This is a genomic window from Pseudomonas sp. TMW22091, from assembly GCF_022496705.1.
Classification (GTDB): Bacteria; Pseudomonadota; Gammaproteobacteria; order Pseudomonadales; family Pseudomonadaceae; genus Aquipseudomonas; species Aquipseudomonas saxonica.
The window spans coordinates 194,590-209,455 of sequence record NZ_SCFI01000005.1 but is presented as its reverse complement, the minus strand read 5'-3'; the positions used below and the strand labels follow the sequence as shown (position 1 = coordinate 209,455).

Genomic DNA, 14,866 nt, shown 5'->3' with positions numbered 1-14,866 from the left:
ATCGCAGGTTATTCGGCGTGAGCAGGGGCGCCAATGTTCTGCCCCATCATCACCGGCGAGCCTGCGCTCAGGCCTTCGGCCCATTTGACCTGCTCTGGGCCGAACAGCACGATGGCTGTCGATCCCAACTTGAAGCGACCCAGTTCGGCCCCTTTTTCCAAGTGAATCGGCGCACGCGCGGCTTCGTCGTAACGGAAGGTTTTCAGCTCGCGTTTAGGCGGCGTGACCAAACCGGCAAATACCGTCTCAATCGATGCCACGATCATGGCACCCACCAATACCACGGCCATCGGGCCGCGTTCGGTATCAAAAATGCACACGGCGCGTTCGTTGCGGGCAAACAGCTCCGGCACGTTTTCAGCGGTGGTCTGGTTAACCGAGAACAAGCGACCTGGCACGTAGATCATTTCTCGCAGAGTACCGGCCAGCGGCATGTGCACACGGTGGTAATCCTTGGGTGACAGGTAAATGGTGGCAAATTCGCCGCCCATGAACTGCGACGCAACGGCCGCATCGCCGCCCACCAGTTCCAGCACACTGTAGCTGTGGCCTTTAGCCTGGAATACACGACCGTGCTCAATGGCACCCAATTGGCTGACTGCACCATCGGCCGGGCTCAAGACGGCGCCGGGGGTTTGGTCCAGCGGGCGAGCGCCGTCTTTCAGGGCGCGTGTGAAGAAGGCGTTGAAGTGTTCGTACGCGGTGACGTCTTCAACCAGCGCTTGGGACATGTCCACGTTGTAGCGTTTGGCGAACCAGGTGGTGAACGCATTTTTAAACCAGCGCACACGGCACTCGGCAATGCAGCCGGCCAGACGCGACAGCAGGTGATGGGGCAGCAGGTACTGACTCAAGAGAAACAAACGCTTTTTCATTACAGGTCCTTAGTGTTTGACAGGCAGCTCGACGGGGGTGTCGGGGTGGTTGCCCCATTCGCCCCAGGAGCCGGCGTAGCCTTTGACACGCGGATAACCGAGTGCTTTGGCAACGAGATAGGTAAAGCCAGAACGGTGATGGGTCTGGCAATGAGTAATCACTTCTTTGTCCGGTGTGATCCCCAGATCCTTGAGGATCTGCGCCATATCGGTCCGAATGCGCAGGTCGCGGGTTTTATCCATGCCTGCTGTCCATTCAAAATTAATCGCGCCGGGGATGTGACCGCCTTTAGCAGCCAACACCTTTTCGCCCGAATATTCGGCGGGATTGCGCGCATCCCAGATTGCCAGGTCGTCTGCGCCCAGACGGCTTTGCAGGTACTCGCGGGTGGCGGTCGGTTCTTCATGCAGCGTCACCCGTACCGGGCCGCCGACAGGCGCAGGTACGTCGGTGGACAGCGGGCCACCTTCGGCAATCCAGGCGTGAAGGCCGCCATCAAGATAGTGATAGGCCTTGTGCCCGATCACATCGAGCAACCAGATAAAACGCCCGGCCCAGCCGCCGCCTTCGTCGTCATACACCACGTAGACCGCGTTGGGTGTGTGCCCCAGTTCACCGAACAAGGCTTCCAGCGACGTGTGTGTCGGCAGCAGGCCAGGTGCGGGAGGCTGACCCAGTTGCGTGCGTTTGGGGTCGACAAAACGAGCCCCCGGAATATGCCCGGCGCCGTAGCGTGCTGCGCTGGTCAGGTCGACCACAATCAAGTTGGGGGCATCGAGCCGTGCGAGCAGGTCGCCGGGTTCGATCACCAACGGCAAGCCAGAGAAGTCAGGCATGGGTTCTCCAGAGCGAAAAAAGAGGGGATTGTAGCGCAAGCGCTAACGCCCGCGGTTGGTAAAGCTGTGCAGGGCTTTTTCAATGCACTGCGCGGTTTTGCCAAACGCTTGCACGCTGGTCTCGTTGAGCGCGCCGCCGCCCTGGTCGGCCAGCACGAGCATGACCACGCGGCCATTATTGCTCAGCGAGCGTAGCAGCAGATGCTCACCGGGAAACAGGCCGCGCAGGTCGTCAGGCAGAGCTGCGCAGATCACCGCATTGTTATCGGGGGTCAGGCGCAGTTGTGCCGGTTGCGCCATCAAACGCTGCAGGCCGGCGCTCTCGCTTATGTTGAAAGTCAGATCGAACACTTCTTTGGGCAGTCCCCAGACCTGAAAAACCCGCAGATGGCTCGATGTCTTGTCAGCCATCAACACCATTAGCCTGCGCATACCGCAGGCGACCAAGGCTTCGCGGGCGCATGTGGTCAGGTGCATCGCATTGGCGAACGTGCTTGGCTCGGCCAAAAGCTGTGCACAGTGTTTGCGCCACAGGGCCAGTGCTTCGGCTGAAGGCGGCGCGGCGGGTTGATTGCCTTGCAGCGTGCGGCGTGCATTCCAGGGCAAGAGCAGTGCCTGCGCCGGGTGCCAAAGGTCTGGCAAAGAGTGGTATCGGCCGCTGCTGACGGCGTTTTGGTGAACAAGCTGTTGCACATCGTCCAGCGGCATTTGCAGGTACAGGCTGGTCAGAAGTTGCCAGCGCCGATTGTGCGGTATATCCCATGCGGCTTGGGCCGACAGTGCCAACCCATTGGCCAGCAGCACGCTGTTGGCCGGCTGGTTGAGCCAGCTGCGCAAGGCCGGATCGGCGTCCAGACGCTGTTGCTGGCGAAGCGGATGATGCCGGTCGCGAGCGATATGCAACACTCTGACCAGCGTAGGCTGTTGCTCAATGACCACGGTATAGCCGTGCAGTACCCAGGCAGGCAGCTGCCATAACTCGGCCAGCGCCCTGCAAATTTCAAACAGGCGTACGCCGAACAGCTTGAGCTCAACCTTGGCGGCGCACTCACCTCGGTGAAGCACTCGCAGCTCCCATTCTTCGAGCTGATCAGGGTGGGTCAGCGCCATGGCCCACAAGGGCGAGAGGAACAGCAAACTGCCCCAGTAAATCTCTTGCCAGAGCCGCGCCAGGCGATTGCCGAACAGGCCGATGGCTTGTTGCGCCGCATGCTGGCTGATGAGCTGGATTTGTCGGAAAGCCAGCGGCATATCCTCAGGTGCCAGAGCGGGCAAGCTCTCAAGCACTTCCAGAGTGCGCTTCAACCCCAGTCGGTTGAGGGCCACTTCCAGGCTTTCAGCCGGTTCACTCAGGCTGCTTTGCAGATGCTGGTTGGCTTCGCGAATCAGGCTTAACGCCAACGCCGGGCTGTCTTGCATGATCTCGGCAATATCGCGCAAAGAGCGGCGACTGTCGTTGATCGCCGCGCTCACATGCGCATGGCTGTATTGCGAGATGGGCAACTGCGCGTCGTTCAGGCGCTGAACCCAAGCGTCCAGAGTGGTCGGTACTGATGTCGATGCAGAGTTTTTATTAGCCATAAAAGGAGCGCGATCATCATAAAGGGAGGGCACGCCCGAACCGGGCTGAATGTTTTTCGCTTTTACGCGTTACAGTCTGGCGCAGATTTGCCGATAGGGAGAAGAAGAGTTTTAGTGACGCTGCAATCACCCCGAACCCGACTGAATAAGTACTTTTATATTTATGGCTAAAATTATCGGCATTATCGTCGTGATCGCGAGTGTACTCGGCGGCTACGTGCTCTCCCACGGCAAGATCGCGGCACTGATCCAGCCCTTTGAGGTCATGATCATTGGCGGCGCAGCGCTGGGTGCGTTCTTGCAGGCCAATCCGGGCTACATGACCTTGCACGTACTGAAAAAATCGCTGGGCATGTTCGGTTCGCGGTTCTCCCACGCTTTCTACCTTGAAGTGCTGGGCCTGGTTTACGAGATTCTGAATAAAAGCCGTCGCGAAGGCATGATGGCTATTGAGGCCGACATCGAAGATGCGGCTGCCAGCCCGATATTCGCCAAATACCCGACCATTCTTAAAGATGAGCGCATGACCGCATTTATTTGTGATTACTTGCGCATCATGTCCTCGGGCAACATGGCGCCCCACGAGCTGGAAGGCTTGTTCGACATGGAGTTGTTCAACCTCAAGGAAGAGCTTGAGCACCCGTCTCACGCCGTCAACGGTATCGCCGACGGCATGCCGGGTTTCGGTATCGTGGCGGCCGTTCTGGGTATTGTGGTGACGATGGCATCGCTGGGTGAAGGCGATCAAACTGCCATTGGCCAGCACGTAGGTGCTGCATTGGTGGGTACATTCTTCGGTATTCTGGCCGCTTATGGTTTCTTCGGCCCTTTGGCCACGTCGCTGGCTCACGATGCCAAAGAAGAAATCAACGTGTATGAAGCCATCAAAGCCTCGCTGGTCGCTTCTGCCTCGGGCATGCCGCCGTCGCTGGCAGTCGAGTTTGGCCGCAAAGTGCTGTACCCCAAGCACCGTCCAAGCTTTTCCGAGCTTGAGCAAGTGGTTCGCGGTCGCTGATTTATGGAAAACAATCAGCCGATCATCATCAAGCGCGTCAAGCGTTTTGCCGTTGGCCATCACGGCGGCGCCTGGAAAATTGCCTTTGCTGACTTTGCCACGGCGATGATGGCGTTCTTTCTGGTGCTGTGGCTGATGTCTGCGGCCACCCCGGCGCAGAAGCTTGCTATTAGCGGCTACTTCAAAGACCCGGTCGGCTTCACTGAAAGCGGTTCGCCGTACACCATCGATTTGGGCGGTACACCCGCCCTGGCACCGGACAACACGCTCAACCCAGAAGAAAAACTGCAACCCCAGGTCGACATGATCAACAAAGAGAAGATCGATCCTGATCAGGCCGAAAGTGTGGCTGAGCAAGTGGAGAAAGAGCGCCTGGAACTGCTGTTGCAAGAGTTGCAAAACAAGGTCGAAGAAAACCCTCAGTTACGCAAATTCAAAGACCAGTTATTGTTTGAAATCACGCCGGATGGCTTGCGCATTCAGATCATGGATGATGAAAACCGGCCGATGTTTGACGTTGGCAGCGCGCGGCTTAAGCAGTACGTCGAAGATATTCTGCTGGCCATGGCTGACACCATCAAAGCGGTACCGAACAAGGTCAGCATCAGCGGTCACACCGATGCCACGCAGTATTCGGGGAGCGGTGATTTTGGTAACTGGGAATTGTCTGCAAACCGTGCCAATGCGGCCCGTCGTGCGCTGGTTACGGGCAGTTACCCCGAAAGTCAGATCGCCAGGGTAGTGGGGTACGCTTCATCGGTGCCGTTCGACAAGACCAACCCGACGAGCCCGGTCAACCGCCGTATCGACATCGTGGTGCTGAACAAGCGTGCCCAGCAAGCGATTGAAGGAGGGCAGAGTGCGGAGCCGGTCAAGGCTAAGTCGCTGCCCAAAGCGCCGGTTGACCCGATCACCTTGCCGCCGGATCAACAGCCGCCGCCGATGCATGAGGAGCGCCAGAAGCTGAATTTGTTTGATGACCCGGCGCTGCCCTCACCCCAACCCTCTCCCGGAGGGAGAGGGAGCTAAAAGCCAAAGCAGATGTGCCATACGCCACAAATCAGTCCCCTCTCCCGGAGGGAGAGGGAGCTAAAAGCCAAAGCAGATGTGCCATACGCCGCAAATCAGTCCCCTCTCCCGGAGGGAGAGGAAGCTAAAAGCTAAAGCAGATGTGCCATACCCCACAAATCAGTCCCCTCTCCCTCTGGGAGAGGGCTAGGGTGAGGGGCTTTTGCCGTTAGTAGCTTGATTCAGGCAAGCTGGCAATAATCGAGCGGTAGCTGTTCATGCGTTGTTGCTGCACGCGGCCATCCTCGAGCGCCATCAGTAACGCGCACCCTGGCTCGCGGTCGTGCTTGCAGTCGCGGAAGCGGCAGCGGCCAATCAAGTCGTTGAACTCAATAAAGCCCGCTTCAACATCGGCCCGGCTGACATGGCCCAGACCAAATTCACGAATGCCCGGGGAGTCGATCAAGTCGCCGCCGCCCGGAAAGTGGAACAAGCGCGCTGTGGTCGTGGTGTGCGTGCCCTGGCCCGAGATTTCGGACAGCGGCCCCACCCGCAGGTTGACCTCTGGCAGCAAGCTGTTGACCAACGACGATTTACCCACGCCCGACTGACCCACAAACACGCTGATGTGGCCGTCAAGTTGCGCCTGCAACTGCTGCATGCCGTCGCCGTGATGCGCCGATACTTCCAGCACCGGGTAGCCGAGCTGGCGATAAACACCCAGCAAAGCGTTCAGTGCCGGGGCGTTTTGCTCGTCAATCAGGTCAGCCTTGTTGAGCAGCAGTAAAGGGCGAATCCCCGCGTGCTCAGCCGCGACCAAATAGCGGTCAATCAGGTTGGCGTGCGGCTCGGGCATGGGCGCGAATACAATCACGATCATGTCGACGTTGGCGGCGACTGGCTTGAGCTGGCCGCGGCTGTCCGGGCGGCACAGTTCGGTTTTACGCGGCAGTTGGGCGACGATAACGCCGATACCCTGGTTGCCAGCGCGCCACACCACCGTATCGCCTGTTACCAGTGCGGGCAGGTTGGCGCGCAAGTGGCAACGGAACATCTGGCCTTTAAGCTCACCTTCCTGCGCTTCGACTTCGACCTGCACACCAAAGTGCGCGATCACCAGGCCCAGCTGTTCAGCGCCTAAATCGCCGCCTTCGAGCGCTTCGACCGCACTGGATTCACGTTTAGCGGCGCGGGCAGCGCGCTCGCCCTGGATCTTTTCGATGCGCCAGTTTTGGCGACGGTTGAGCTGGCGTTTGGCCATGGGTGTTCCGTGTTGATAAAACGATAAGGAGGGTGAAACGCTGGCGAGTTTAGCACGTGGGCAACCTGCCTAAGCTAAACTGCGCGACTAAGCACTGGAGGCCATTATGCAAAACGCGCAGAACCTGATTTGGATCGACCTGGAAATGACCGGTCTGGATCCTGACAACGACGTCATTATTGAAATGGCCACCATCGTTACCGACAGCAACCTCAATACCTTGGCCGAAGGCCCGGTCATCGCCATCCATCACAGCGATGAAGTGCTGGCGCGCATGGACGAGTGGAACACCCGCACCCACGGTGGCAGCGGTTTGACCCAGCGTGTCAAGGACAGCACCACAACCATGGCCGAGGCCGAGGCACAGACCATCGCCTTTCTTGAGCAATGGGTGCCTAAAGGCAAATCACCGATCTGTGGCAACAGCATCTGTCAGGATCGGCGTTTTTTGTACACCTACATGAAAAACCTCGAAAGCTACTTCCACTATCGCAACCTCGACGTTTCCACGCTTAAAGAGCTGGTGGCGCGCTGGGCGCCTGAAGTGCGCGACAGTCTGGTCAAAAAAGGCACGCATCTGGCGCTGGACGATATTCGCGAGTCGATTGCCGAATTGCAGCACTACCGAAAGCACTTCATCAAGTTCTGAGGCGCGACCGTCCCTCTGCCCTCTGTTGGTGCATGCGGCAAATGAGTAGACTGCGCGCCTTATCGCAAGGATCGCCGACATGTTGCTGATGCTCTATTTAGTGGCCATTACGGCTGAAGCCATGACCGGTGCGCTATCTGCCGGTCGGCGCGGGATGGATTGGTTCGGGGTGGTGCTGATCGCCTGCGTCACCGCACTGGGCGGCGGTTCGGTGCGTGACATGTTGCTGGGGCATTACCCGCTTACGTGGGTCAAACATCCTGAATACCTGGTGCTCACCACCGTTGCCGCCCTGGTAACGATTTTTATCGCACCGCTGATGCGTCATCTGCGTTCACTGTTCTTGGTGCTGGATGCGCTAGGGCTGGTGGCCTTCACCCTGATCGGTTGCATGACCGCCCTGGAAATGGGGCAGGGCATGCTGGTGGCATCGGTCAGTGGTGTGATCACCGGCGTATTCGGCGGCATCTTGCGGGACATTTTCTGCAACGACATTCCGCTGATCTTCCGCCGCGAACTCTATGCCAGTGTCTCGTTTGCAGCGGCGTGGTGTTTCTTGCTGTGTACGTTCTTTGGGATGCCTGAGGATCAGGCGATTTTTGTCACCTTGTTCGGCGGGTTACTGCTGCGCTTGCTGGCGATACGCTTTAACTGGGAAATGCCCAAGTTCGTTTACAACGACGAGCATTAGTTAAAAGCACCCTAGCCCTCTCCCGGAGGGAGAGAGGACTAACCGCACGCGTACGCCAGATCACCGTAGATCAGCTCCCTGTCCCTTCGGGAGAGGGTTGGGGTGAGGGCAGGCGCTTAGCATGCTGCTCAAGCGCCCACTCCACATGTTCTTGCACCAGCTCTGACGGATAGTCACGCCGTGCTTTCAACGCTTCGAGCACGGGAATGGTGGAGGGCGCATTGCCCAGCCCCACCGCCAGGTTGCGTAACCAGCGTTCATACCCAGCGCGTCTCAAGGGCGAGCCCTCGGTGCTGCTCAAGAACTTATCTTCATCCCACATAAACAGTTCGGCCAAGCCCGCGTTGTCCAGATTATGCCGGGGCTTGAAGTCACCCTCGGCTGTCGTGCGGGCAAAACGGTTCCAGGGGCAGACAATCTGGCAGTCATCGCACCCAAACACCCGATTGCCGATCATCGAGCGCAACGCCACTGGAATCGCGGTTTTCAACTCAATGGTCAGGTACGAAATGCATTTGCGCGCATCCAGCACATAAGGTCCGACAAAGGCATTGGTGGGGCAAATATCCAGGCAGGCCGTGCATCGCCCGCAATGTTCAGTCTCGTGGGGCGCATCCACAGGCAGTGGCAAGTCGACGAACAATTCACTTAAAAAGAAGTAGCTGCCTGCCTTGCGATTGAGTACCAGGGTGTTTTTACCGATCCAGCCCAGCCCGGCTTTTTGGGCGATGGCTTTTTCCAGCACCGGGGCGCTGTCGACAAAGGCCCTGAAACCAAACGGTCCAATTTGAGCTTGAATACGGTCAGCCAATTGCTGCACGCGTTTGCGAATCAGCTTGTGATAATCGCGACCCAGGGCGTAGCGCGACACGTAGGCTTTTTCTGGCTGAGCCAGCAATTGCGCCATGTGCGTGTCACCAGGCAGGTAGTCCATGCGCAAGGAAACCACCCGTAAAGTGCCGGGCACCAATTCGTCGGGGTGTGAACGTTTGCTGCCGTGAGCGGCCATATAGTCCATGTCGCCGTGATAACCGGCGGCCAGCCAGCGCTCCAGATGCTGTTCGTGTTCGCCCAGATCGAGGCCGGCAATCGCGACTTGTTGAAAGCCCAACTCTCGACCCCATTCCTTGATGGACTGAGCGAGAGCGGGGAGGTCGGCAGTAATAGCAGGCATGAGGCAAGAGAAACCGGAGCTGAGATGCGTATAATTCTGCCAGACATCGGAGCACGACACGTATGCCGCAGACCAAACACCTGTTTTCTGAACCCCAGCCGCTCATGGCGCAGACCTTGCCAGCTCTGCCCGCTCGTCCGCTCAATGCTCATAAAGGCCAGTTTGGTCACGTGCTATTGATCGGTGGCGACCGCGGTTTTGGCGGTTCGATTACCCTGAGTGCCCAAGCTGCACTACGCTGTGGCGCGGGTCTGGTGTCGCTGGCAACCCGACCTGAACACATACCCGCCGCCTTGGCCCGCTTGCCGGAGGTGATGGCCGTGGGTGTGCTATCGGCCAATCAACTGATGGGCCTGCTGGCGCAAGCCTCTGTGTTGGTGGTTGGCCCGGGCTTGGGCCAGGCGCCTTGGGGGCGCAGCCTGTTGTCGGCCGCCGCTCAGGCAAAAATGCCGCAGGTGTGGGATGCCGATGCTCTCAATTTGTTGTCCAACACCGACTTGGCGTTGGCTCAAGGCTCCGTATTGACCCCGCACCCCGGCGAAGCCGCGCGTCTGCTGGGTATCAGCACAGAGCAGGTGCAGGCGGATCGCCCTGCGGCGGCCAGAGCGCTGGTTAAAAAATACTCAGTGGTATGCGTCCTCAAGGGGGCGGGTACATTGATTGCGGGACTGCAAGGCGAGTTGGCCCAGTGCAACCACGGCCATCCGGCCATGGCCACTGCGGGGCTGGGTGATGTGCTGGCCGGAGTGATCGGTGCATTGCTGGCGCAAGGCATGAACGCTTATGAGGCGGCTTGTCTGGGGGTGTGGTTGCATGCCCGTGCAGGCGAGCAGCAAGGACAATTGGGCCGTGGGCTGGCGGCCAGTGATTTGATTCCAGTCATTCGTCAGTTGTTGGAGGAACACGCACCGTGCAAGAAATAACACTGCAACTGGCCGATGAAGAGGCAATGACCGCTTTTGGAGCGCGTCTGGCAAAGGTTACTGAAGGTCATGGCCTGATCTTTCTGGATGGCAACTTGGGTATGGGTAAAACCACCTTGTCTCGTGGCCTGATTCGGGGGCTGGGCCATACAGGTGCGGTTAAGAGTCCGACATTTACACTGGTTGAGCCTTACGAGATCGGCGACATCCGAGCGTTTCACTTTGATCTGTATCGTTTGGTCGATCCCGAGGAGCTGGAATATCTCGGCATTCGCGATTACTTCGACGATGACGCTCTATGCTTGATTGAGTGGCCCGATAAAGGTGCAGGCTTTTTGCCAAAGCCCGACCTGACCATTACCATTAGGCCGCATAACACCGGGCGGGAGCTGACGCTGACGCCCCACGGTTCACGCGGTGAATCCTGGTGTGCCAAATTGGCATCGGAAAACAATTAATGATGGGGTTAGGTATGCGCTTTCGCGCGTTAGTGAGTGTCGTGGGTCTGTTGCTGAGTGTCATGGCCGTGAATGCGGTGGCGGCGACACAAGTAAAAAGCGTGCGTTTGTGGCGTGCCCCGGACAACACACGGCTGGTGTTTGACCTCACAGGCCCGGTGCAGCACAGCGTATTTACGCTGACCGCCCCTGATCGTCTGGTTATTGATATCAATGGGGCGACGCTGGCTGGCCCCTTGAATGTGCAGACCGCCAATACGCCGATCACCAGCATGCGTTCGGCGCAGCGCACCCCGACCGATTTACGTGTGGTCATCGACCTGAAAAAGGCCGTGACCCCCAAGAGCTTTATTCTGGCGCCGAACGCGCAGTACGGTAATCGCCTGGTGGTCGACTTGTACGATCAAGGCGCGGACCTCACGCCAAGTTTACCGGCCACCAACGTGGCGACGGTGCCCGTTGTGCCTGTGACCCCGACTCAACCGAGCGTGGCCTTGCCGCCCATTCCGAGCGGCAAGCGCAATGTGGTGGTGGTCATTGACGCCGGCCACGGCGGCGAAGATCCGGGGGCTTCTGGCTCCGCCGGGCAGCGCGAAAAAGACGTGGTGTTGGCCATTGCCAAAGAATTGCAGCGTCAGGTCAACGGCATGAAGGGCTTTAAAGCCGAATTGACCCGCACTGGCGACTACTTTATTCCGTTGCGCGGACGTACCGAAATTGCCCGTAAAAAGGGTGCAGACCTGTTTGTTTCGATCCACGCCGATGCGGCGCCGTCCAAGGCCGCTTTTGGTGCGTCAGTGTTCGCATTGTCTGAGCGCGGCGCGACCTCTGAAACCGCGCGCTGGCTGGCCGACAGTGAAAACCGTTCTGACTTGATCGGCGGGGCGGGCAACGTCAGCCTGGATGACAAGGATCGCATGCTGGCAGGCGTGTTGCTCGACCTGTCGATGACTGCTTCGCTGACCTCCAGTCTTAACGTCGGGCAGAAAGTGCTGAGCAACATTGGCCGCGTAACACCGCTGCACAAACAGCGTGTTGAGCAAGCAGGATTTATGGTGCTCAAGTCGCCGGACATCCCGTCAATCCTGGTTGAAACCGGCTTTATCTCGAACTCTAATGAAGCCTCGAAGTTGGCCTCCAGCAGCCACCAACAGGCGCTGGCTCGCTCGATCAGCAGCGGCGTGCGTCAGTTCTTCCAGCAAAATCCGCCACCGGGCACTTACATTGCCTGGCTGCGTGACACCGGCAAAATTGCCCAAGGTGCACGCGAGCACACGGTTCGCCCCGGCGAAACGCTGGCGATGATTGCTGTCCGCTACCAAGTGCCCGTGACGGCATTGCGCAGCACTAACAACTTGAAAACCGATGAATTGAAAATCGGCCAGGGCCTGCACATCCCGGCAACTACCTTGGCGGCTCAATAATGAGTGACGGGCCGTTGAACGACAGTGCACGCATTGAGCTGCTCAGCCCGCGACTGGCTAACCAGATTGCGGCAGGCGAGGTGGTTGAACGTCCTGCCTCGGTGATTAAAGAGTTGCTGGAAAACAGCCTCGACTCCGGCGCCAAGCGCATTGATGTGGATGTCGAGCAGGCGGGCATCAAACTCTTGCGCGTACGCGATGACGGTCGCGGCATCTCCAGCGACGACTTGCCGCTGGCGTTGGCGCGACATGCGACCAGTAAAATTCGCGACCTCGAAGACCTTGAACGGGTCATGAGCCTGGGCTTTCGCGGGGAAGCGCTGGCGTCCATCAGTTCGGTAGCACGCTTGACGCTGACCTCGCGCACCCGTGGTGCCGATCAGGCGTGGCAGGTCGAAACCGAAGGCCGCGACATGGCGCCCAGGGTTCAGCCAGCAGCCCACCCGGTGGGGACGTCGGTTGAAGTGCGCGACCTGTTTTTCAACACTCCGGCGCGGCGCAAGTTTCTTAAGACCGAGAAAACCGAGTTCGATCACCTGCAAGAAGTCATCAAACGCTTGGCGCTGGCGCGTTTTGATGTGGCCTTTAACCTGCGCCACAACGGCAAAGCCATTCTCAACCTGCATGAAGCCCGCGACGATACGGCCCGCGCCCGGCGTGTGGCGGCGGTGTGCGGCTCGGCGTTTCTGGAGCAGGCGCTGCCCATCGAAGTGGAGCGCAATGGCCTGCATTTGTGGGGCTGGGTTGGTTTGCCAACATTTTCGCGCAGCCAGGCCGACTTGCAGTATTTCTATGTGAATGGCCGTGCGGTGCGCGACAAGCTGGTGGCACACGCGGTGCGTCAGGCGTATCGCGACGTGCTGTTTAATGGCCGTCACCCTACCTTCGTGCTGTTTTTTGAGGTTGACCCCTCTGTGGTCGACGTCAACGTTCACCCTACCAAGCACGAAGTGCGTTTTCGTGATGGGCGCATGGTGCATGACTTCTTGTACGGCACCTTGCACCGCGCCCTTGGCGATGTAAGGCCCGAAGACCAACTGGCTGCGCCAGCGCCTGTGCCAGGGGCCGAGCGGCCAACGGGGCAGGACGCCGGTGAGTTCGGCCCGCAAGGTGAAATGCGTCTGGCAGCCAATGTGCTGGAACAGCCGCAGTCGGCGCCGACTCAACACGTCGCGGGCTCAGGTGCGGGGGCGGGTTATCAGTATCAATATCGCCCGCAGTCCTCAGCGCCTTCGGTGCCTGTGGCGGAAGCCAAAAATGCATATCGGGAGTTTTTCGCCCCTTTGCCTGAAGCCAATGCGGCGCCGTTGCCGGACGGGCAGGGCGATATCCCGCCGTTGGGTTTTGCACTGGCCCAGCTCAAGGGCATCTACATCCTTGCCGAAAACGCCCAAGGGCTGGTGCTGGTGGACATGCATGCGGCGCACGAGCGGATCATGTACGAGCGCCTCAAGATCGCTATGGCCAGCGAAGGCCTGAGCGGTCAGCCGTTGCTTGTGCCGGAGTCGATTGCCGTCAGCCAGCGTGAAGCCGATTGTGCCGAGGAACATGCCGAGTGGTTTCAGCGTCTGGGCTTTGAGCTGCAACGCCTTGGCCCGGAAACCCTGGCGATCCGTCAAATTCCGGCGCTGCTCAAACAGGCCGAGGCCCAGCGTTTGGTGCATGACGTGCTCGCCGATTTGATGGAGTACGGCACCAGCGACCGGATACAGGCCCACCTCAACGAATTGCTCGGCACTATGGCTTGCCACGGTGCCATTCGGGCGAATCGCCGTTTGGCGATCCCGGAAATGAACGGCTTGCTGCGTGACATGGAAAACACCGAGCGTAGCGGTCAATGCAATCATGGTCGCCCGACCTGGACCCAAATGGGCCTGGACGACCTGGATAAACTCTTTTTGCGCGGTCGCTGATGACAGGTTCCAACGCTTTACCCCCGGCCATCTTTTTGATGGGGCCGACGGCTGCCGGTAAAACCGATCTGGCAATTGAGCTGAGCAAGGTGCTGCCGTGCGAGCTGGTCAGCGTTGATTCGGCGCTGGTCTATCGCGGCATGGACATTGGTACTGCCAAACCGTCCAAAGACATTTTGGCCAAGCACCCGCATCAACTGATCGATATTCTTGATCCGGCGCAGAGCTATTCAGCGGCCGACTTTCGGGCCGATGCCCTGAAAGTCATGGCCGAAATCACTGCGCGCGGAAATACGCCGCTGCTGGTGGGTGGCACCATGTTGTATTACAAAGCATTGATCGACGGGCTGGCGGACATGCCGGCCGCCGACCCGCAGGTGCGTGCCCAGCTCGAAGAAGAAGCGCAACAGCTCGGCTGGCAAGCGTTGCATGACCAGTTGGCCGCCATTGATCCTGAGTCGGCTGCGCGCATTCACCCCAATGATCCACAGCGCTTGACGCGTGCGCTGGAGGTTTACCGGGTCAGTGGTCTCACCATGACGGCCCATCGACAAAAACAATCTGAACAATCTACTAAAGCAGCGGCTTCTGGGTGCAGCCAATTGCCCTATACTGTCGCGCATCTGGCCATCGCCCCGGCGAATCGTCAGGTGTTGCATGAACGAATTGCACAAAGATTCGGGCAAATGCTGGAACAGGGATTCATTGACGAGGTCGTAGCCTTGCGTAATAGAAGTGACCTGCATGCCGGGTTGCCGTCTATACGTGCAGTAGGTTATCGACAAGTCTGGGATTACCTGGACGGCAAACTGACGGCAGCCGAGATGCAGGAGCGCGGTATCATTGCTACGCGCCAATTGGCAAAGCGTCAGTTCACCTGGTTACGCAGCTGGGATGGTCTACATTGGCTGGACAGCCTCGACTGCGACAATCTGCCACGAGCCTTGAAATACCTGGAATCGGTCTCCATATTGACCTGAGTCTTAGGGAATGCCGTCTATCCTATGGATGTGGCGACATAAGCCATTTAATTTTTGTTTCTATTTTTTTTCCTTAC

14 protein-coding genes are annotated in these 14,866 nt (G+C 58.6%); 9 read left to right on the top strand and 5 right to left on the bottom strand.

From position 1 onward, the window contains the following. Nucleotides 1–8: 8 nt before the first annotated feature. From asd to EQV93_RS11970, 3 genes are read right to left on the bottom strand one after another with little or no spacing between them, the layout of a single operon-like run. On the bottom strand, nt 9–875 hold the full coding sequence (asd, locus tag EQV93_RS11980) for an archaetidylserine decarboxylase (RefSeq protein ID WP_122785094.1): 867 nt from the start codon (nt 873–875) through the stop codon (nt 9–11). A 9-nt stretch (nt 876–884) separates the two neighbouring features. Beyond that, nucleotides 885–1,712, bottom strand: coding sequence for a thiosulfate sulfurtransferase (gene rhdA / locus EQV93_RS11975; RefSeq protein WP_122785093.1), 828 nt, complete (start codon nt 1,710–1,712; stop codon nt 885–887). A 42-nt stretch (nt 1,713–1,754) separates the two neighbouring features. Then, nucleotides 1,755–3,293, bottom strand: coding sequence for an HDOD domain-containing protein (locus EQV93_RS11970; protein WP_240891623.1), 1,539 nt, complete (start codon nt 3,291–3,293; stop codon nt 1,755–1,757). 163 nt (nt 3,294–3,456) lie between these two features. Here EQV93_RS11970 and motA point away from each other — a divergent pair, with 163 nt between their 5' ends. Together motA and motB are read left to right on the top strand one after the other, a co-directional pair. After that, nucleotides 3,457–4,308, top strand: a complete 852-nt coding sequence (motA, locus tag EQV93_RS11965) for a flagellar motor stator protein MotA (protein ID WP_122785091.1) — start codon at nt 3,457–3,459, stop codon at nt 4,306–4,308. Between the two features lie 3 nt (nt 4,309–4,311). Further along, nucleotides 4,312–5,337 (top strand): flagellar motor protein MotB, encoded by a 1,026-nt coding sequence (motB, locus tag EQV93_RS11960; protein ID WP_122785090.1) that lies wholly within the window; start codon nt 4,312–4,314, stop codon nt 5,335–5,337. A gap of 208 nt (nt 5,338–5,545) precedes the next feature. Here the strand turns inward: motB and rsgA are convergent, their stop codons facing one another. Further along, on the bottom strand, nt 5,546–6,577 hold the full coding sequence (gene rsgA / locus EQV93_RS11955) for a small ribosomal subunit biogenesis GTPase RsgA (protein ID WP_122785089.1): 1,032 nt from the start codon (nt 6,575–6,577) through the stop codon (nt 5,546–5,548). 106 nt (nt 6,578–6,683) lie between these two features. Here rsgA and orn point away from each other — a divergent pair, with 106 nt between their 5' ends. Both orn and EQV93_RS11945 read left to right on the top strand, forming a co-directional pair. Continuing rightward, complete coding sequence (orn, locus tag EQV93_RS11950; protein ID WP_146424652.1) at nt 6,684–7,226, top strand: oligoribonuclease; 543 nt, start codon at nt 6,684–6,686, stop codon at nt 7,224–7,226. 79 nt (nt 7,227–7,305) lie between these two features. Next, complete coding sequence (locus tag EQV93_RS11945) at nt 7,306–7,917, top strand: trimeric intracellular cation channel family protein (RefSeq protein WP_122785087.1); 612 nt, start codon at nt 7,306–7,308, stop codon at nt 7,915–7,917. 70 nt (nt 7,918–7,987) lie between these two features. Here EQV93_RS11945 and queG read toward each other — a convergent pair whose 3' ends face one another. Further along, on the bottom strand, nt 7,988–9,091 hold the full coding sequence (queG, locus tag EQV93_RS11940; protein ID WP_122785086.1) for a tRNA epoxyqueuosine(34) reductase QueG: 1,104 nt from the start codon (nt 9,089–9,091) through the stop codon (nt 7,988–7,990). Nucleotides 9,092–9,153: 62 nt separating this feature from the next. On the opposite strand from queG, the gene EQV93_RS11935 reads away from it, so the two are divergent. From EQV93_RS11935 to miaA, 5 genes are read left to right on the top strand one after another with little or no spacing between them, the layout of a single operon-like run. Continuing rightward, nucleotides 9,154–10,014 carry an NAD(P)H-hydrate dehydratase gene (locus EQV93_RS11935; protein ID WP_240891622.1) on the top strand — a complete coding sequence of 287 codons (861 nt, stop codon included), beginning with the start codon at nt 9,154–9,156 and terminating at the stop codon, nt 10,012–10,014. Then, entirely contained in the window at nt 10,002–10,472 is a 471-nt protein-coding gene (gene tsaE, locus EQV93_RS11930; RefSeq protein ID WP_122785084.1) for a tRNA (adenosine(37)-N6)-threonylcarbamoyltransferase complex ATPase subunit type 1 TsaE, read from the top strand. The genes EQV93_RS11935 and tsaE overlap by 13 nt, the downstream gene beginning before the upstream one ends. A 2-nt stretch (nt 10,473–10,474) precedes the next feature. Then, nucleotides 10,475–11,896, top strand: coding sequence for an N-acetylmuramoyl-L-alanine amidase (locus tag EQV93_RS11925; RefSeq protein WP_208727509.1), 1,422 nt, complete (start codon nt 10,475–10,477; stop codon nt 11,894–11,896). Beyond that, nucleotides 11,896–13,809, top strand: coding sequence for a DNA mismatch repair endonuclease MutL (mutL, locus tag EQV93_RS11920; protein ID WP_146384776.1), 1,914 nt, complete (start codon nt 11,896–11,898; stop codon nt 13,807–13,809). The genes EQV93_RS11925 and mutL overlap by 1 nt, the downstream gene beginning before the upstream one ends. Beyond that, nucleotides 13,809–14,789 carry a tRNA (adenosine(37)-N6)-dimethylallyltransferase MiaA gene (gene miaA, locus EQV93_RS11915; RefSeq protein WP_122785081.1) on the top strand — a complete coding sequence of 327 codons (981 nt, stop codon included), beginning with the start codon at nt 13,809–13,811 and terminating at the stop codon, nt 14,787–14,789. The genes mutL and miaA overlap by 1 nt, the downstream gene beginning before the upstream one ends. Nucleotides 14,790–14,866 lie beyond the last annotated feature (77 nt).